We start from the raw sequence: 18,281 nt of genomic DNA on the forward strand, positions 1-18,281 counted from the left end.
AACTAATTTACAAAAATTCCCAACAATACATAACGTAAACTTTCTTTTTATTAAAAAAGATTTTCTTCTCAAATTATTCCTATTTTTACACTTTAAAATATATTTAAAACTTTTTTAACTTGAAAGACGCAAACGCTATTCTCTCAACCGCAAAAGAAACTATCCTTTTAGAAAGTAATGCTATTGCTAATTTAGCAAATTTATTAAATAGCTCGTTTACGGACGCTGTTAATTTTATATTTAATTCAAAAGGTCGTGTTATTGTAACTGGTATTGGAAAAAGTGCCAATATTGCAACTAAAATGGTCGCTACTTTTAACTCAACAGGTACACCTGCTGTTTTTATGCACGCTGCTGATGCTATACATGGTGATTTAGGTAACGTACAGGATAACGATGTAGTTATTTGTATTTCTAAAAGTGGAAATACTCCTGAGATAAAAGTCTTAGTACCTTTAATTAAAAACTATAACAACAAAATTATCGCTATAACAGGGAATCCTGACTCTTTCTTAGGAAAAAATGCTGACTTCCTTTTAAATTCTTTTGTTGAAAAAGAAGCTTGTCCTAATAACTTAGCTCCAACAACTAGCACAACAGCTCAGTTAGTTTTAGGAGATGCTTTAGCTGTATGCTTATTAGAATTAAGAGGTTTTTCAAGTAGTGATTTTGCAAAATATCATCCTGGAGGTGCTTTAGGTAAGCGGTTATACTTAAGAGTTTCTGACCTTATTAAAAATAACGAATTACCTAAGGTGAAAAGTATCGACAAAGTTACCCAAGTAATTGTAGAAATTTCTGAAAAACGTCTAGGTGTGACTGCTGTTGTTGATACTAATAATAAAATTACAGGAATCATTACTGATGGAGATATTCGTAGAATGTTAAGTAAAACGACAAAGATAGATGAACTTACCGCTGCTGATATTATGAGTACATCACCAAAAACAATTGATGCAGATGCTATGGCTGTTGAAGCTCTAGACACGTTAGAAAACAATAATATCACTCAAATTTTAGTTACTGACATTAATAACAATTATGTAGGTGTAGTTCACTTACACGATTTAATTAAAGAAGGAATATTTTAAGATGGCAGAAAAAGAAATGTCTTTTTTAGACCATCTTGAAGAGCTAAGATGGCATTTAGTAAGAAGTTTTGTAGCTATTTTTATTGTTGCAATTGTAATTTTTGCAAACATTAATTTTGTTTTTAACGAGATACTTTTAGCTCATCTAAAACCCGATTTTGCAACCTATCAATTCTTTTGTAAAGTATTTTCTTCTATTGGAATTGACAGTAGCTTTTGTACAATAAAATTCAAACAAACACTACAAGCTTTAAATCCTACTCAACAATTAATGACAGGGATTTGGTCTTCTCTAATTTTAGGTTTTGTAGTTGCTTTTCCTTATATTTTATGGGAATTTTGGCGATTTATAGCTCCTGGTTTACACGAAAGTGAAAAGAAAAAATCAAAAGGATTTATTTTTACTTCTTCTTTTCTATTCTTTCTAGGTATTTTGTTTAGCTATTATGTTATTTTACCTATGTCTGTATACTTCTTTTATAATTTTGAAATATCAGACGCCATACAAAATAATTTTAAATTAGAAGCCTATATTGGTCTTATTACTAACACATTATTAGGCGTAGCTATATTTTTTGAACTTCCTGTAGTTATTTTCTTTCTTTCTAAGATAGGATTGATTACACCAGATTTTTTAAGAAAATATCGTAAGCACGCCTTAGTAGTGGTGTTGGTATTATCTGCAATTATTACACCTCCAGATGTGGCTAGCCAAATAATAGTATCAGTTCCTATTATGATCTTATATGAGATGAGTATATATGTATCAAAATTTGCCATAAAAAAACAACAAAAAAATGTCACAAAAAATCCAAGAGTTTAACGACTATCGTGCTAAAATGAACGAAAAGATTTTAGCTTCAGACAATAAAGTAATCAAACGTATTTTTAATTTAGATACTAACGCATACACAGAAGGACATCTTCCCGTAAAAACAAAAGAACTTTTAGGCTTAGTAGCTTCTGCTGTATTACGTTGTGATGACTGTATTGCTTACCATTTAGAAACAGCATATAAAAATGGTGTAACAAGAGAGGAAATGATGGAAACCATGAGCATTGCTACATTAGTAGGCGGTACTATTGTTATTCCTCATTTAAGAAGAGCTGTAGAGTTTTGGGAAGCTTTAGAAAACGAAGCTTAATTTATGTATAAATTGATTTAAGAAGTTTTTAAGAAACAGTTTTGTTACTTTTATTCTTTAATCAATTCTATTTTCAACAAAAATAAATGAAGTTAAGAGCAGACAACATACAAAAGGTATACGGTAGTAGAAAAGTAGTTAAAGGAATTTCTTTAGAGGTTGAGCAAGGTGAAATTATTGGATTATTAGGTCCTAACGGAGCTGGTAAAACAACCTCTTTTTATATGATAGTAGGAATGATTAAACCTAATGATGGTCATATTTTTTTAGATGATGAAGAAATTACTACCGATGCTATGTACAAACGTTCTCAAAAAGGAATTGGTTATTTAGCACAAGAAGCTTCTGTTTTTAGAAAACTTTCAGTGGAAGATAATATTATGTCAGTTCTTGAATTTACTGACAGAACTAAAGCTGAAAGAAAACAACGTTTAGAAGAGCTAATTGATGAATTTAGTTTAGGACATGTACGTAAAAACCGTGGTGATTTGTTATCTGGTGGCGAGCGTCGTAGAACAGAAATAGCACGTTGTTTAGCTTCTGACCCTAAATTCATTTTATTAGATGAGCCTTTTGCTGGTGTAGATCCTATTGCGGTGGAAGATATTCAAGGAATTGTAGCACAGCTGAAAAATAAAAATATTGGTATTTTAATTACCGATCATGATGTACAAGCAACATTGGCAATCACAGATAGAACTTACTTAATGTATAATGGAGGTATTTTAAAAGAAGGAACTCCTGAAGAACTGGCTGAAGACGAAACTGTTCGTAGAGTATATCTTGGAAAGGATTTTGAGCTTAAAAAGAAGAAATTTGATAATCAAGCTGTAACACAAAATCATTTTATAATTGAAAACGCAAAAGAAGAAGATATCTTCTCTTCTTTCTCAGAAGCATACCGCACTCATAATTTAAAAGAAGGTTTTAAACTATATAGAAAAAAAGGAAATGTTAATTCATTTCTTGTAGTACCTGCCGATAATATGAGCTTTGTTGATTTCTGTAATCTTTCAATTGATATAAAAGGCTTAGAGGTGAAAGGAAACATTAAAGTTTCTGATCATGGCTATAAAAAAATAGCTAATTATAATGATTGGTGCAACTTTGAAATAAACGCTGATAAAATTATATTAACCAATAGAAATAACGAAAGCTGGGATGTGTATAAAAAAGGAGAGTTATCAAAAAACAAACTTATAAGTAAAGTCTTTGTTGAAGATAAAATATCTTTAGACAATTACCATTTTATAAGTAATATTTTTAAAACTTAAAAAGACACCTAAAACAACTTTCAAAAACAAAAAAGCACGTTGATTTATAACGTGCTTTTTTGTTTTATTTAAAAGGGTAACTAATTCTATTTTAAAGAAAGCTTTTTGTCTGAATTATTTACTATAGATAGTATTACATAAGAAAGAATAATCATTGGAATTGCTACTATTTTTAGCGTTACAATTAATATAACCGACAAAGTTAAAAACACATACTTAATCACATTATCTTTAAAATAAAAGTTTTTAAACTTTAAAGAGAATAACGGAATTTCAGCATTCATTAGGTACGTAAATAGTATTGTAATTAATATCAAAAAGTATTGATTTTCAATAAAACCTATTAAAAACGATTCTTTATCAAATTGAGCTATTAATGGCAATGAAATCACAAATAAACTCATTGCTGGTGTCGGCACACCTATAAAACTATCAGATTGACGCTCATCAATATTAAACTTCGCTAAACGATATCCAGCTCCCAGTGTTAACAATAATCCTAAATATGGTAAGTTACTACCTGTTGCTCCGTATTCATCAACTCCAAAATATCCAACAGCATCTATGTCTAAAGCATTCACCAACATTTGCATCATTACAATTCCCGGTACTACCCCACTCGTTACCATATCTGCTAAACTATCTAACTGTTTTCCTAATTCACCCTGTACCTTTAACATACGAGCGGCAAATCCATCAAAAAAATCAAAAAGTATCCCTAGCATTACCAAAATTGCTGTAGCAAAAAAATCACCTTTTATAGCAAAAATAGTAGCAATAGTACCACATAACAGGTTTCCTAAAGTTAATAAATTAGGGATATATTTTTTAATATTCATAGTATTCATAATTTACAGCTAAAATAAGAAATCATTCAATGGTTTTTACATTTTAGCTATTTTTTGTCATCTTTGTTTAAAAAGCTATAAAATAGTATTATGCCAATCATTTCAGATACATTTTCTCCTAGTTTACCTTTTAAAAGTGCTCATTTCAACACTGTTTACCGACCTTTATTCATGAAAGACACTATTGAATATAACCGAAAAAGAGTCACAACCTGGGATGCTGATTTTATTGATTTAGATTTTTCCATAGTAGAATCTAAATCACTTGTGTTATTAATTCACGGACTAGAAGGAAGTTCTCAATCAAACTATATGATCAGAACATCTAATCATTTAAACAATATTGGTTTCGATACAGTTTGCATGAACTTAAGAGGTTGCAGCGGAGAAGATAATTTACTTTTAGAAACTTACCATAGTGGAAAAACTGATGATGTTGAGTTTATTATTAAACATTTAAACAGCAATTATAATTACGAAAATATTATAATTATTGGTTTTAGCTTAGGAGGTAACCTAACACTGAAGTTTTTAGGAGAGTATAACAATATTCCTTCCGAAATAAAAGGAGGAATAGCTGTATCTGTCCCTGTGGATTTAACATCATCTCAAGCCGAATTAAACAAACTAAAAAACAAAATTTACCTAAATGAGTTTTTACGTACCATGAAGTTGAAACTGTTACAAAAAGCCGAAAAATTTCCTGATTTTCAGCTTGATAAAGAACTTTTATTCAAAGCAAATAAATTTAGACATTTAGAAAAACAATATACAGTTCCTGTTTTTGGATTTAAAAGTTCAGAGGATTATTGGGAAAAAGCAAGTGCAAAACCTTTCATTCCTGAAATAAAAGTACCTACATTACTCATAAATGCTTTAGATGATAGTTTTTTATCAAAAGAGTGTTACCCAATAAAAGAAGCTAAAAACATGAAAAACTTTTATTTATCCACACCAAATTATGGAGGTCATGTTGGTTTTATATCTTCTTTTTCTAATACAGAAAACAAGTGGCTAGAGCAACGTATTTCAAAGTTTATTCATGAAACTCTTGGAATTAAACCTTAAACAACAACCTTAAAAACCCCAATTATATTAATCAGATTTATGATATTTGTATAAACACCAACAATAACCTTCTCATATCCTTATGATGATAAAAAAACATGTATTTCTTTTACTTTTTTTAGCAGTTATTAACCTAGGTTTTTCTCAAAGAGTTAATACTTTAGGTTTATCTAAGTTTTCTCAAATCAGTATCATTACTTCTGGTCCTGGAGAAGCTTTATATGAGAAATTTGGACACACAGCTATCCGTGTGAAAGATCCTGTTTTACAGTTAGATTTACTCTACAACTATGGTATTTTTGATTTTGACGACCCTAACTTTTATGTAAACTTTACTAAAGGATATATGAAATATAAATTAGCTCGTTATCCGTTTCATTTATCTTTAAAAAGTGCTCAACAAGACAAACGTTGGGTTAAAGAGCAAGTTTTAAATTTAACACAGCAACAAAGAAATGAGTTCTTTCAGTTTTTAGAAACAAATTCTCTACCTGAAAATGCAAGCTATTTTTACGACCCTTTTTTTGATAACTGCGCTACTAGACCTCGTGATATAATTCAAAAAATCACAAGTGATAATTTAGTTTTTAAGGATGATTTTGTTACTAAAAAACAATCTCTAAGACAATTAATGAACAAAGAAATCAATCCGAACACTTGGGGTAGTTTAGGAATTAATATTGCATTGGGAAGTAAATTAGATAAAATTGCAACACCTTTAGAATATTTATATCTGCCCGATTATGTTTTTGAAGCTTTAAAAGCATCTAGGGTAATTAAAGGTGAAAAAGAAGAAAAATTAGTACAAAAAACTAATATCTTGCTCGATTTTAAAGAGAAAGAATCAAAAAGTGATGCTTTTAGTCCGTTTTTAATTATTTTATTATTCTCTCTACTGGGATTATTTATTACTTATAAAGACATTAAAAACTCTAAAAGAAGTAAATGGTTTGATTTTGTTTTATTTTTCACCACAGGAACTTTAGGATTGTTAATTGTGTTCTTATGGTTCTTTACCAATCACTCCACAGCTCCAAATAACTTTAACTTTTTATGGGCGTTTGCTCCAAATCTTATCATAGCTTTTTTCTTGTTAAAAAAAGAACCTCCTATTTGGGTTTATAAATACTGTCTAGTTCTATTATTTTTTTTAATAATTATACCATTTGTATGGTTAACTAAAGTACAGTTATATACCTACCCTATGATTCCTTTATTTGTATTTTTAGGAATACGTTATTGGTATTTACAAAAAACTTTGAAGCGCTAATTCATACCCTTTCAAGCCAAAACCAAAAATAACTCCTTTTGCATTTGGAGCTATATAACTTACATGACGAAACTCTTCACGAGCATGTATATTAGATATATGCACTTCAACCACAGGAGTTTCTATACCTTTTACAGCGTCACCAATACCAACAGAAGTATGGGTATAAGCTGCTGCATTTAGAATAATACCATTATAATTAAAACCAACTTCATGCAGTTTATCTATTATTTCTCCTTCAATATTCGACTGAAAATATTCTAACTGAATATCTACATATTTATTTTTTAATTCTTTCAAATAGTCCTCAAAAGTGCTTGCTCCATAAATAGTTGGTTCACGCTTCCCTAATAAATTCAAATTAGGCCCATTAATTATGATTACTTTTTTCATTCTTAATATTTTCTAAAGTAAAAATACTCTTTTTAACTTTTAAGCATAAAAAAAGGAAGCAAATTTGCTTCCTTTTTTCTTATTGTAAAGTCTGTTACTATAAAGAGAAAGAATAAGTTCCTCCAATTCCAATTGTAGCTGGGTTACCTAAAAGGTCATCACCTGAAACACCTGTATAATCTACATGTAAATTAATTTTTTCAGTTACTTGGTAACCAACTAAAGCACGGTAGTAAAAACCACTTTCTTTATTTGCTGAAGGTCTTACACCAATACCATACCCTAAATCAGTACCTACTGAAAATTTATCAGCAAAACTATAACGACCTGCTACAGCTACTGGAATAAAAGCTACATCAGCTATTTCTTGTTGAAAATGCAAATAAGATACAGATGGTCCAACCTTAAACTTATCATTAAGCTTGAATAAATAGTTAGCTTCAATTGCTCCAGTTACATTAGCTTTATCAGCATCTCCAACAGGTAAACCAATAGTTCCACCAACGTTTAATTCTGTTTCTTGTGCATTAACAGCTAAACCGAAAGCCATCATAGCAACTACTAAAAATTTTTTCATAATTTTTGTTTTATAAGTTTTGTTTTGAGCCGGCAAATATACATTTAATTAAGAATCTAATTGCTCTTTTTTTAATAAAAAAGAGGTTAAAACACACAACACCATTTAAAACACTAAGAATAAAAAAGTTAACTAAAAAAATATTTTTTACTTATTTCTTGTTTATTCTTAAAAACACAAAGCGAAACCTATAAATCCTTTAAAAACAACACTTTGATTATCTAAATCAACATTATATCTAACATCTGGTTTTAAACTTACGTTTTCTCCTAAAAACCATGCATAACTTGTTTGTAAGCCTAACCGTTTTAAATTAGAATTAGTGTTTCCAGTGAAATCTACACTTACAGGAAATTGACTATCAATATAGTATTCTGCTCCTAATTTATATACGAATGCATCAATAAAACCATTATCTGCATACCCAATTCCAGCTTTTATAGCTAAATCATCTGCTACAAAATAACCTCCACCTAAACCTAAACTCCATTACGTGTTTCCATTCGAAATAGCCTAAGAAAAAGAAGTATTACCTGTATTTACTTCAATAACCCATTTCCCTTTTGCTGTTTATCCATTAGCTTCTTGTGCATTCGCTGTAAAACCAGCAGCTACCATAGTAATTACTACTAATATTTTTTTTATAGTTTTTTAATTTATAATTTTAATTTTGTGCTGCACTAAAATAATTTTATTTCTATTCTTAATAATGTCTTTTTCTAATAAAAGCACTTCTTTTTATAATGAACTGGAAACAAGCTATATCTGATTATACTAACTTTTTAAAAATTGAAAGAGGACTTTCAAAAAACTCTATAGACAGCTATCAAAGGGATGTAAATAAGCTATTCTTATTTTTAGATAATCTAGAAAACTCTCCTTCCCCAATTTATATAGCTGCAGATACTATTCAGCAATTCATCTATGAAACTAGCAAAAGTATCAATGCTCGTAGTCAAGCTAGATTAATTTCAGGTTTACGTAGCTTTTTTGATTTTCTGGTATTTGAAGATTATCGAGAAGACAACCCAACTGATTTAGTAGAAAGCCCTAACATTATTAAAAAGTTACCAGATACTTTAGAAAAAGAAGATATAGATAAATTAATAGCTGCCATCGATTTAAGTCATCCACAAGGAGAACGCAACAAGACTATTATTGAAACTATTTATAGTTGTGGTCTTCGTGTGAGTGAACTGATTAATTTACAATTATCCGATTTATTCTTCGACGAAGGATATATACGCATACTAGGAAAAGGAAATAAATATCGTTTTGTTCCAATACACATTACAACAATTCATAGACTTAGATTTTATATTAATGAAATCAGGTCTCAAATTACTCCAAAAAAAGAAGATGAAGACACTGTTTTCTTAAATAGAAGAGGAAAACGTTTAACTAGACAAATGATTTTTATAATTCTAAAAGAGTTAGCCCAAAAAATCAATCTTCAAAAAAGTATTGGTCCGCATACATTAAGGCATTCTTTTGCCACCTATTTACTTAAGAATGGAGCTGATTTACGTGTTATTCAACAATTATTAGGACATGAAAGCATTACAACTACAGAGATTTATGTGCATTTAGACACTAGTTTTCTCAAAAAAGTAGTAGAAGATCATCACCCTAGAAGTGATAAGAAAATGAAAAACGAAGAAGAGGAGGAATAAACGAAACTATTGGACACAAAAAAAGGCAAGCTACCTACATCACACCGCTACGACCTAATACCCTTGCTGCGTTCCCGCCCTGGGGGATTCAAAGGGAGCTGGTTGTGTAGGACTTGCCGATGCAAATTTACAACCATTTTTTCGTAAAAAACAACAAAATTTCAATAAAAAAACTGTAACATTTCTAAGTTTTTGAATACTAATAGTTTGTTGTTGTTATTTTTTGCTTTTACCAGTATTAAATAAACGTAACATTAAAAAAAGAATATATTTGTATCACTAACTAAATTCACACAATGGAAAATCAAACAAACAGCAAAAACATTATTTTAAACTATGGGTTAATTTACGGAGGAGCTATAGTTTTAACCAACCTTATAATTTATGCTTTGGGTATGACCTTCGATACTGTAGGAGGAATAATTAATATGATTGTGTTAGCTGCATGTATTATTGCTCTTCCTATTTTAGCTATTAAAAAATTAAAAAAAGATAATAATTCTTTGTTAACTTGGGGACAAGCTTTAAAAATAGGTGTAGGTGTTGTTGCCATTGGCGCTTTAATAAGTATTATCTATAGTCATATTTTCACTGGCCTTATTGAACCAGATTTCTATAACCAATTAAACGAATTCCAAACTCAAAAATTACTAGACGCCGGTTTAACAGACGAGCAAGTTGATACTCAATTAACTATGCAATCTAAGTTTCAAGGAACTCTTATTGGAGACGCTTTAGGGTTTTTATTTTATATTTTTCTTGGCTTTGTAGTATCTGCTATTGCCGGTGCTATCATGAAAAAAACAGAAGAAGATCAATATTAAAAATAGTTTAAAGTAGTAAAAGTTTTACATAAAAGTAATACTTCGTAACTTTACCTTTTTTTAACATCGAATAAAATATATGGATATATCGGTAGTAATACCACTTCTTAACGAAGAAGAATCTTTACCAGAATTATATGATTGGATTGCAAAAGTTATGCAATCCAATCAATTTTTATATGAACTTATCTTTATTGACGATGGTAGTACTGATAATTCATGGAAAATAATACATGAGTTATCGCAACAACACCAAGAAGTAAAAGGCTTACGATTCCAGAAGAATTATGGGAAATCCCAAGCCTTAGACGCTGGTTTTAGCTTAGTACAAGGGCGCGTTGTAATTACCATGGATGCCGATTTACAAGACAGTCCGGATGAAATTCCTGAACTATACCGTTTAATCACTGAAGATAATTTTGATTTAATTTCTGGATGGAAGAGAAAACGCTATGACAATGTAGTCACTAAAAATATTCCATCTAAGCTATTCAATTGGGCAGCACGTAAAACATCAGGGTTAAAATTACATGATTTTAACTGCGGACTAAAAGCTTATAAAAATGAAGTAGTGAAAGCTGTAAAAGTAAGTGGTGAAATGCACAGATACATTCCTGTGCTAGCTAAAAATGAAGGATTCAACCGTATTGATGAAAAGATAGTACAGCATCAAGCTAGAAAATATGGAGAGACAAAATTTGGTATGGATCGCTTTGTAAATGGATTTTTAGACTTAATTACCATTTCATTTTTATCTAAATTTGGAAAACGTCCTATGCACTTTTTTGGCTTGTGGGGAACGTTAATGTTCATCTTTGGTTTCCTTTCAGCCTTTTATATTGGAGCGATGAAAATTTACCATCTCTCTACAGGTACCAAAACAATACTTGTTACCAGTAACCCTTGGTTTTACATTGCCTTAACCTCTATGGTTTTAGGTACACTTTTATTTTTAGCAGGCTTTTTAGGTGAGCTGATTATTAAGAGTAATCCGCAACAAAAACATTATACAATCAAAGAAAAACTGAACTTTTAAACCCGTATCTTTGTATGTTTTTAAATTTTACACATGAAAGAGATTTTAAACAACGCTAAACAATGGCTTTCTGACACTTTCGATTCAGAAACACAACAAGAAATTCAGCAATTAATCAGCTCTAGTGCTGAGGATTTAGCTGATCGCTTTTATAAAAACCTAGAATTCGGAACGGGTGGAATGCGTGGAGTTGTAGGCGCAGGTACTAACCGAATTAATAAATATACTTTAGGAAAGGCTACCCAAGGGTTAAGTAATTACTTACATAAAACATACCCTAATAAAGCGTTAAAAGTAGCTATCGGTTATGATTGCCGTCATGATAGTGAATGGTTAGCAAAGGTGGTTGCTAATGTGTTATCAGCAAATAACATTCAAGTATTTTTATTTGAAGATATGCGTCCCACCCCAGAATTGTCTTTCGCTGTAAATTACTTAGGGTGTGATGCTGGAATTGTTTTAACAGCTTCTCATAACCCACCAGAATATAACGGATATAAAGTATATTGGAATGATGGCGGACAAATAGTACCTCCACAAGATACAGAAATCATTAATGAAGTAAATTCGTTAGCTTTTTCTGAAATCAATTTCAATACGAAAGAAGAATTAATTACTTCTATAGGAAGTGAAATAGATGAAGCTTTTTGGAAAGCTTCCTTAGCCAATGGTACTTTTGATATAAAAGGACGTGAAGATTTAAAAATTGTATTTACTTCGTTACACGGAACTTCAATCAAATTAATTCCTGAAGTTTTAAAACGTGCGGGATATACACAGGTTCATATTGTTGAAGAACAAGCCATTCCTGATGGTGATTTTTCTACGGTTGAATCTCCAAATCCTGAAGAACCAGCAGCTCTTAAAATGGCCGTAGATTTGGCTAATAAAATTGACGCCGATATTGTTTTAGGAACTGATCCAGATTCAGATAGAATTGGAATAGCAGTAAGAGATATAGATGGAAACATGACCTTGTTAAACGGAAATCAAACCATGAGTATGATGACCAATTTCTTAATCAACGATTGGAAAAAACGAGGAAAACTAAACGGAAAGCAATTCGTAGGTTCTACGATAGTTTCTACTAATTTGGTCAATGAAATTGCTGATTCTTATGGAGTTGAAACTAAAGTTGGTTTAACAGGTTTCAAATGGATTGCTAAAATGATCAAAGATCACCCAGATCTTAATTTTATTGGTGGTGGCGAAGAGAGTTTTGGCTATATGGTAGGTGACTTTGTTCGCGATAAAGATGCAGTTACCTCTGCCCTACTTGCTTGTGAAATTGCAGCTAATGCAAAAGCTAATAATAGTTCTTTTTATAAAGAATTATTAAACTTATACACACGTCATCATTTATACAAAGAACATTTGATTTCTTTAGTGAAAAAAGGAATGGACGGTGCGCAACAAATCAAACAAATGATGATTGATTTACGCAACAATCCATTAACTGAAATAGATGGTACTAAAGTTGAATATTTGTATGATTATCAATCTTCAATAAGAAAAAACTTACTAACTGGTGAAGAAACTGTAATTGATATTCCTAAATCAAATGTATTAATCTATCAAACCCAAGACGGAACTAAAATTGCCGCTCGCCCAAGTGGTACTGAACCAAAGATTAAATTCTACTTTAGCGTTAACAGTAAATTAAATGATATTTCCAATGCTAAGGCAGTAGAAGAAGAGCTAGACACCAAAATACAACGAATTATAAAAGAATTAAACCTATAATGGACTACTTTAAAAAGATTATTAAATATGCTATTCCATATAAAAAGTATGGCTATTTAAATGTATTATTTAATATCTTATATGCTCTTTTTTCTACACTTTCTTTCTTGGTATTAATGCCTATGTTAGAGGTTATCTTTAAACCAAATACTATTAAAGTAACTGAAAAACCAGTTTTTGAAAGTGTTACAAAAATAATCGACTATTTTAAGGCTAATGTTTCTTATTATGTATATGAAATTGCTGGTGAAGATAAATCAAAAACATTAATGGTTGTTGTAGGTTTAGTTATAACTACGTTCTTTTTTAAGAATATTTTCAACTACTTAGCTATGTATTTCATTACTTTTTTAAGAAATGGTGTTTTAAAAGATATTCGAAATGATTTATATAGAAAGACTATAGAATTACCTATCTCCTATTTTTCTGAAAAAAGAAAAGGTGACACCATGGCTAGAATAGGGACTGATGTATTGGAAATCCAGCATTCATTTTTATCTATCTTGGAAATGTTGGTAAGAGAGCCTTTAACTATTATTTTCACCATTACTGCAATGATAGCTATTAGCTTTAAACTTACTCTTTTTGTGTTTGTTTTTATTCCTATTTCCGGATATGTTATTTCTCTAATTGGTAAAAGCTTAAAGCGAAAATCAGATAGTGTACAAAAAGAACAGGGATATTTCTTATCGCTTTTAGAAGAAACTTTAGGAGGATTAAAAGTAATTAAAGGCTTCACTGCTGAAAAAGAATTTCAACAGAAATTTGAAAAATCAACCAATCGTTTTTACCATTTTTCTAATACTCTACTTAATAGAACAAATTTAGCAAGTCCAGCTAGTGAGTTTTTAGGAATTGGTGTTATCGCTGTATTACTTTGGTATGGAGGTATATTAGTTTTAGAAGAAGGTACGTTACAAGGAGAAGACTTCATTGCTTATATGGGGTTAGCTTATAATATTTTAACACCTGCTAAAGCTATTTCTAAAGCTAGCTACGGAGTTAAAAAAGGAAACGCTGCTGCTGAACGTATCTTAGAAGTTTTAGAAACTAGCAATCCTTTAAAAGATATTCATAATGCTGTTGATAAGAAGACTTTTGATACTAAAATTGTAATAGAAAACATTTCTTTTAAATACGAAAATGAATATGTTTTAAAAGATTTCTCCTTAACTATTCCTAAAGGAAAAATGATTGCTTTAGTAGGGCAATCAGGAAGTGGTAAATCAACCATTGCTAATTTATTAACTCGTTTTTATGATGTAAATAAAGGTACCATTCTACTTGATGGAATAGATATAAGAAACCTTAAAAAACAGTCATTAAGACAACTAGAGGGCTTAGTTACACAAGACTCTATTTTATTTAACGATACTGTAAAAAACAACATTACTTTAGGAGTTGAAGGTAAAAGCAACGAAGAAATTATTGAAGCTGCTAAAATAGCCAATGCACACGAGTTTATTAAAGATTTACCAAATGGTTATGATACCAATATTGGAGATAGTGGAAATAAATTGTCTGGAGGGCAAAAGCAACGTTTAAGTATTGCGCGTGCTGTACTTAAAAATCCTCCGATCATGATTTTAGATGAAGCAACATCGGCTTTAGATACAGAATCAGAAAAATTAGTACAGGATGCTTTAGAAAAAATGATGCAAAATAGAACTTCAGTTGTAATTGCACACCGTTTATCTACCATTCAAAAAGCAGATATGATTGTAGTAATGAAAAAAGGTAAAATTGTAGAACAGGGAACTCATGAAGAATTAATATCTAAAAGCGGAACATATAAAAAACTTGTAGAAATGCAGTCTTTAGGATAATAAAAAAAGAGAAGCATTAGCTTCTCTTTTTTATTGATTTGTTTTTAATCCTAACTGTACTCCTTTTTCCAACATAAACTGGTAAGAAGCCTCGTGTTCATTAGGTATTTTGCCATCTAAAATGGCTTCTTTAATCGCTTCTTTTATCTGACCTATTTCTCTACAAGGCTGCAAATTGAAAGCTTCCATTATTTCTTCTCCTGTAATTGGAGGTTGAAAATTACGCACTCTATCACGTTCTTCAACTTCTTTAATTTTTTGACGAACAATCTCAAAATTCTTGTGATAACGTTTAAATTTCTTTGGGTTTTTCGTTGTAATATCTGCTTCGCATAAAGTCATTAAAGACTCTACATCATCTCCTGCATCGAAAATTAAACGACGTACAGCAGAGTCTGTCACTTCACTCGCTAAAACAATCGGACGAGAGCTCAACATCACCATCTTTTGAACAAATTTCATCTTATTGTTCAATGGCATTTTTAAACGTTTAAATAACTTGTATACCATCTTCGATCCCACAAATTCATGAGAGTGGAACGTCCAACCTATTTTTTTGTGATAACGTTTCGTTGGCGCTTTACCAATATCGTGCAACAATGCTGCCCAACGAAGCCAAACATCCTCCGTATTCTCAGAAATATTATCAACTACTTCTAAGGTGTGGTAAAAATTATCTTTGTGCTTTTGTCCCTCTACTTCTTCTACCCCTTTTAAAGCAGTTAATTCAGGAATAATTAGATCTAATAAGCCTGTTTTTTCAAGTAACAAAAATCCAGTTGATGGAACTGGAGCTTCCAATATTTTATTCAGTTCAACCACAATGCGTTCACGAGTTATAATTTTAATTCTCGAAGAATTTTTTGTTATTGCATTTAATGATTGTTCTTCTATTTCAAAGTTCAATTGTGTAGCAAAACGAATGGCACGCATCATGCGTAGTGGATCGTCAGAATAGGTAATATCTGGATCTAACGGAGTTCTAATTATTTTAGCTTCCAAATCAGCCATTCCTCCGAAAGGATCAAGCAACAATCCAAAATCATCTTCATTTAAACTTAATGCTAAAGCATTAATTGTAAAATCTCTCCTATTTTGATCGTCTTCTAAAGTTCCTTCAGAAACTTTAGGGTTTCTACTTTCTTCTGAATATGATTCTTTTCTAGCCCCAACAAATTCTATTTCAATATCTTGAAAACGTAACATAGCTGTTCCGTAAGTCTTAAATACTTGAACCTTTGGCTTATTGGGTAGTAATTCAGCTACTTTTTGTGCTAAATCTATTCCACTTCCAACTGCAACCACATCAACATCTTTGGCTGTACCACGTTGTAAGATAAAGTCACGTACAAAGCCACCAATTACATAACTCTCTAATTGCAATTCTTTGGCTGCTTGAGATATATATTGAAATATTTCTGCAGAAATGGCTTCTTTAAAATATTGTTTTTGCATATACTACGCTGTAATAACCTTATATTATATTGTGTTATTTCTTTTTATTTTTATAATACAAATACTTTGTACTATGATAAAAACCATTTAATAAACTATCCATTTCTTTTGTTTTAGTAGGATATTCTTTACTAATATCATCTAAACTATTGGTGTTTAAATTAATGAGTTTCGATTTTTTATTAAATACTGTTTGATAAAAGTATAAAGAGTCTTGAATAACTCCTGAAGCAGGTTCTCCATCAATATCTCTATAAATAAAAGAAAAATGGTTTGCCCTCGTAGAGTCTAAAGCATTAATACCTAAAGTATAATTTATATGATTTATTTTAGCTAGGGACATTACAGTAGGTACAACGTCTACTAAATGAGTATTTCTTGTAATTTTTTGTGTTTTTACCAATTTAGGAGCATGGATAAAAAAAGGTGTATTATGCCTTAAAATACCTAGTTTATCTTCTGTAGGTTTATAATAATTAATATCTTTCATTCCTCCTTGATGATCTCCAAAAAACACAAAAATTGTATTGTCAAAATATCCACTTTTTTGTGCTCTTTCTAAGAATCGTTTAATATTAAAATCTAAATAACGAATAGCATTTAACTGTGCTAAACTTCGGTATGCTGATTTATTTAATAATTCTTCATCTATTTCCTTTTCATGTATAGGTCGGTAGGTGTCCTTTACCTCTGGTACTGTAAAAGGCATATGATTTGTAGCTGTTTGTATGTAAGCTACAAATGGGATGTTTTTATTGTGTAATTTTTGAAGTTCTTTATCTGATTCTTTAAACAAATCATAATCATCAATACCCCAAACATCTGCTCTATTTTCTTCTTCATAACTACCTTCTTCAAATATCTTTAAATCTTTTATATTAGATTGAAAAACAGCTCTAATATTAGCCCAATTAGCACTACCTCCTAAAAAATACAATTTTTCATAACCTTTAAATTGGTCAAATAATATACGTTGATCAATAATCATAGGGTTTCTTGAAGCTGATTTTATATTGTCTACATCTGGTAAACCAGTTACACTAGAAAATACACTACCTGCTGTGGTAGATTTATGTACATAATGGTTAGTAAAATTAATACTATTATCCAAAAGGCTATCTAATACAGGAGTACTATTTGCAGGATTTCCATAGTAACTCAATGCTCCATTCCCTGTTGATTCTAACATAACAAAAACAATATTAGTTTTTTTTTGATGCTTAATAGAATCGTTATAGCTTATTTTTCTTGTAAAGTTTAACGTGTCTGAATTTATACCTAAATGTTTGTTTGTTATTTTTATATATTCTTTTGTCTTTTCTAAATCAAAACCTTCAGACCTAAATTTAAAACTATCAAAAAAATATAATACTGGGTTAAGTGCAAACTGATTGATTTTTTTATCTTTTGAAAAAAAAGCTTCACTCCAACGTAATGGATAATGTTTTAAACTACCATAACCTCCTAAGCTTAATAGCAATACTGCTAAAACTCCAAAAACAATTCGATTTTTTTTAGGTGATATAAAATCTATCTTTTTGAAAATCGAGTAGATTATTTTATGGAGTTTTATCACTAAAAACAGAAATATAAGAATTCCTATTCCTCCTTTAAAAACAGGATAACTTTCCAAAAAAACTTTTGAAGAAATTCCTAAGTTTTCTAGGAAACGAAGTGCGTTTGCATTGACTCTTAAATTTAAATAACTAAAATGACCAAAATCAAACAAATAAAATACCAGAATTATAAAATATAATATAACACTATAATAAACGCTAAAAGATTTATACTTTTTATTTTCAAAGAAATTTTTAATAAAAAGATAACATAATGCCAAAGGCACATAAGAAAAAACTGCTAATCTTAAATCAAACCTAGCACCTAAAAAAAGAGCTTTACTAATATCATTAGCATCTACAGGTAGATTATTTATAAAAAAAACATAAAAAATAATTCTAAAAATAAAAAGCAATACAAATAGCACAAAAACATTTGTAAAGATGTATTTTAGATAATTCGGTATTTTAGCACTCATAAAGTAATATTAAGTTTGCAAAA

15 protein-coding genes, 1 other RNA gene and 1 pseudogene are annotated in these 18,281 nt (G+C 30.2%); 11 read left to right on the forward strand and 6 right to left on the reverse strand.

Features of this window, described 5'->3' with window-relative positions; translation table 11 throughout:
* Nucleotides 1-119: 119 nt before the first annotated feature.
* From AC3VJB_RS04620 to lptB, 4 genes and pseudogenes are all read left to right on the forward strand, one after another.
* Nucleotides 120-1,091 (forward strand): KpsF/GutQ family sugar-phosphate isomerase, encoded by a 972-nt coding sequence (locus AC3VJB_RS04620; protein ID WP_047788748.1) that lies wholly within the window; start codon nucleotides 120-122, stop codon nucleotides 1,089-1,091.
* 1 nt (nucleotide 1,092) lies between these two features.
* Nucleotides 1,093-1,914 (forward strand): twin-arginine translocase subunit TatC, encoded by an 822-nt coding sequence (gene tatC, locus AC3VJB_RS04625; protein ID WP_167713796.1) that lies wholly within the window; start codon nucleotides 1,093-1,095, stop codon nucleotides 1,912-1,914.
* The gene (locus tag AC3VJB_RS04630) at nucleotides 1,889-2,236 is read left to right on the forward strand and encodes a carboxymuconolactone decarboxylase family protein (protein ID WP_047788746.1); all 348 of its coding nucleotides are present in this window, start codon (nucleotides 1,889-1,891) and stop codon (nucleotides 2,234-2,236) included. The genes tatC and AC3VJB_RS04630 overlap by 26 nt, the downstream gene beginning before the upstream one ends.
* A gap of 86 nt (nucleotides 2,237-2,322) precedes the next feature.
* Nucleotides 2,323-3,057, forward strand: a pseudogene (lptB, locus tag AC3VJB_RS04635) (LPS export ABC transporter ATP-binding protein); the annotation flags it as partial.
* Between the two features lie 539 nt (nucleotides 3,058-3,596).
* Here the strand turns inward: lptB and AC3VJB_RS04640 are convergent.
* Nucleotides 3,597-4,349, reverse strand: coding sequence for a CDP-alcohol phosphatidyltransferase family protein (locus tag AC3VJB_RS04640; RefSeq protein ID WP_172644834.1), 753 nt, complete (start codon nucleotides 4,347-4,349; stop codon nucleotides 3,597-3,599).
* Between the two features lie 99 nt (nucleotides 4,350-4,448).
* Here AC3VJB_RS04640 and AC3VJB_RS04645 point away from each other — a divergent pair, with 99 nt between their 5' ends.
* On the forward strand, nucleotides 4,449-5,426 hold the full coding sequence (locus tag AC3VJB_RS04645; RefSeq protein WP_047788745.1) for a YheT family hydrolase: 978 nt from the start codon (nucleotides 4,449-4,451) through the stop codon (nucleotides 5,424-5,426).
* Between the two features lie 82 nt (nucleotides 5,427-5,508).
* Nucleotides 5,509-6,696, forward strand: a complete 1,188-nt coding sequence (locus AC3VJB_RS04650; protein WP_253269472.1) for a lipoprotein N-acyltransferase Lnb domain-containing protein — start codon at nucleotides 5,509-5,511, stop codon at nucleotides 6,694-6,696.
* On the opposite strand, the gene aroQ is transcribed toward AC3VJB_RS04650, so the two are convergent.
* On the reverse strand, nucleotides 6,673-7,089 hold the full coding sequence (aroQ, locus tag AC3VJB_RS04655; protein WP_047788744.1) for a type II 3-dehydroquinate dehydratase: 417 nt from the start codon (nucleotides 7,087-7,089) through the stop codon (nucleotides 6,673-6,675). The genes AC3VJB_RS04650 and aroQ overlap by 24 nt on opposite strands.
* Nucleotides 7,090-7,186: 97 nt before the next feature.
* Entirely contained in the window at nucleotides 7,187-7,666 is a 480-nt protein-coding gene (locus AC3VJB_RS04660; RefSeq protein WP_047788743.1) for an outer membrane beta-barrel protein, read from the reverse strand.
* Nucleotides 7,667-8,409: 743 nt separating this feature from the next.
* Here AC3VJB_RS04660 and AC3VJB_RS04665 point away from each other — a divergent pair.
* Nucleotides 8,410-9,339 (forward strand): site-specific tyrosine recombinase, encoded by a 930-nt coding sequence (locus AC3VJB_RS04665; protein WP_437824710.1) that lies wholly within the window; start codon nucleotides 8,410-8,412, stop codon nucleotides 9,337-9,339.
* Nucleotides 9,340-9,359: 20 nt separating this feature from the next.
* On the opposite strand, the gene ffs is transcribed toward AC3VJB_RS04665, so the two are convergent.
* Nucleotides 9,360-9,458: signal recognition particle sRNA small type (gene ffs / locus AC3VJB_RS04670), an RNA gene on the reverse strand.
* A gap of 177 nt (nucleotides 9,459-9,635) precedes the next feature.
* On the opposite strand from ffs, the gene AC3VJB_RS04675 reads away from it, so the two are divergent.
* From AC3VJB_RS04675 to AC3VJB_RS04690, 4 genes are all read left to right on the forward strand, one after another.
* Nucleotides 9,636-10,163, forward strand: coding sequence for a DUF4199 domain-containing protein (locus tag AC3VJB_RS04675; protein WP_047788741.1), 528 nt, complete (start codon nucleotides 9,636-9,638; stop codon nucleotides 10,161-10,163).
* Nucleotides 10,164-10,242: 79 nt separating this feature from the next.
* A complete protein-coding gene (locus AC3VJB_RS04680) occupies nucleotides 10,243-11,199 on the forward strand; it encodes a glycosyltransferase family 2 protein (protein WP_047788740.1) in 957 nt (318 codons plus the stop codon).
* A gap of 33 nt (nucleotides 11,200-11,232) precedes the next feature.
* Nucleotides 11,233-12,942: a phospho-sugar mutase gene (locus AC3VJB_RS04685; protein WP_437824712.1), complete on the forward strand. Its 1,710-nt coding sequence runs from the start codon at nucleotides 11,233-11,235 to the stop codon at nucleotides 12,940-12,942.
* A complete protein-coding gene (locus AC3VJB_RS04690) occupies nucleotides 12,942-14,768 on the forward strand; it encodes an ABC transporter ATP-binding protein (RefSeq protein WP_437824714.1) in 1,827 nt (608 codons plus the stop codon). The genes AC3VJB_RS04685 and AC3VJB_RS04690 overlap by 1 nt, the downstream gene beginning before the upstream one ends.
* Before the next feature lie 30 nt (nucleotides 14,769-14,798).
* On the opposite strand, the gene AC3VJB_RS04695 is transcribed toward AC3VJB_RS04690, so the two are convergent.
* Nucleotides 14,799-16,223, reverse strand: a complete 1,425-nt coding sequence (locus AC3VJB_RS04695) for a CCA tRNA nucleotidyltransferase (RefSeq protein WP_047788737.1) — start codon at nucleotides 16,221-16,223, stop codon at nucleotides 14,799-14,801.
* A gap of 34 nt (nucleotides 16,224-16,257) precedes the next feature.
* Complete coding sequence (locus AC3VJB_RS04700) at nucleotides 16,258-18,258, reverse strand: LTA synthase family protein (protein ID WP_497666815.1); 2,001 nt, start codon at nucleotides 18,256-18,258, stop codon at nucleotides 16,258-16,260.
* Nucleotides 18,259-18,281 lie beyond the last annotated feature (23 nt).

It is taken from the genome of Tenacibaculum sp. TB-53 (genome assembly GCF_059716285.2).

Coding starts and splice junctions, on each gene's coding strand:
- AC3VJB_RS04675 (WP_047788741.1), top strand. CDS start 9,636: ATGGAAAATCAAACAAACAGCAAAAACATTATTTTAAACTATGGGTTA.
- AC3VJB_RS04630 (WP_047788746.1), top strand. CDS start 1,889: ATGTCACAAAAAATCCAAGAGTTTAACGACTATCGTGCTAAAATGAAC.
- AC3VJB_RS04660 (WP_047788743.1), bottom strand. CDS start 7,666: ATGAAAAAATTTTTAGTAGTTGCTATGATGGCTTTCGGTTTAGCTGTT.
- tatC (WP_167713796.1), top strand. CDS start 1,093: ATGGCAGAAAAAGAAATGTCTTTTTTAGACCATCTTGAAGAGCTAAGA.
- AC3VJB_RS04690 (WP_437824714.1), top strand. CDS start 12,942: ATGGACTACTTTAAAAAGATTATTAAATATGCTATTCCATATAAAAAG.
- AC3VJB_RS04650 (WP_253269472.1), top strand. CDS start 5,509: ATGATGATAAAAAAACATGTATTTCTTTTACTTTTTTTAGCAGTTATT.
- AC3VJB_RS04640 (WP_172644834.1), bottom strand. CDS start 4,349: ATGAATATTAAAAAATATATCCCTAATTTATTAACTTTAGGAAACCTG.
- AC3VJB_RS04695 (WP_047788737.1), bottom strand. CDS start 16,223: ATGCAAAAACAATATTTTAAAGAAGCCATTTCTGCAGAAATATTTCAA.
- aroQ (WP_047788744.1), bottom strand. CDS start 7,089: ATGAAAAAAGTAATCATAATTAATGGGCCTAATTTGAATTTATTAGGG.
- AC3VJB_RS04685 (WP_437824712.1), top strand. CDS start 11,233: ATGAAAGAGATTTTAAACAACGCTAAACAATGGCTTTCTGACACTTTC.
- AC3VJB_RS04645 (WP_047788745.1), top strand. CDS start 4,449: ATGCCAATCATTTCAGATACATTTTCTCCTAGTTTACCTTTTAAAAGT.
- AC3VJB_RS04680 (WP_047788740.1), top strand. CDS start 10,243: ATGGATATATCGGTAGTAATACCACTTCTTAACGAAGAAGAATCTTTA.
- AC3VJB_RS04665 (WP_437824710.1), top strand. CDS start 8,410: ATGAACTGGAAACAAGCTATATCTGATTATACTAACTTTTTAAAAATT.
- AC3VJB_RS04700 (WP_497666815.1), bottom strand. CDS start 18,258: ATGAGTGCTAAAATACCGAATTATCTAAAATACATCTTTACAAATGTT.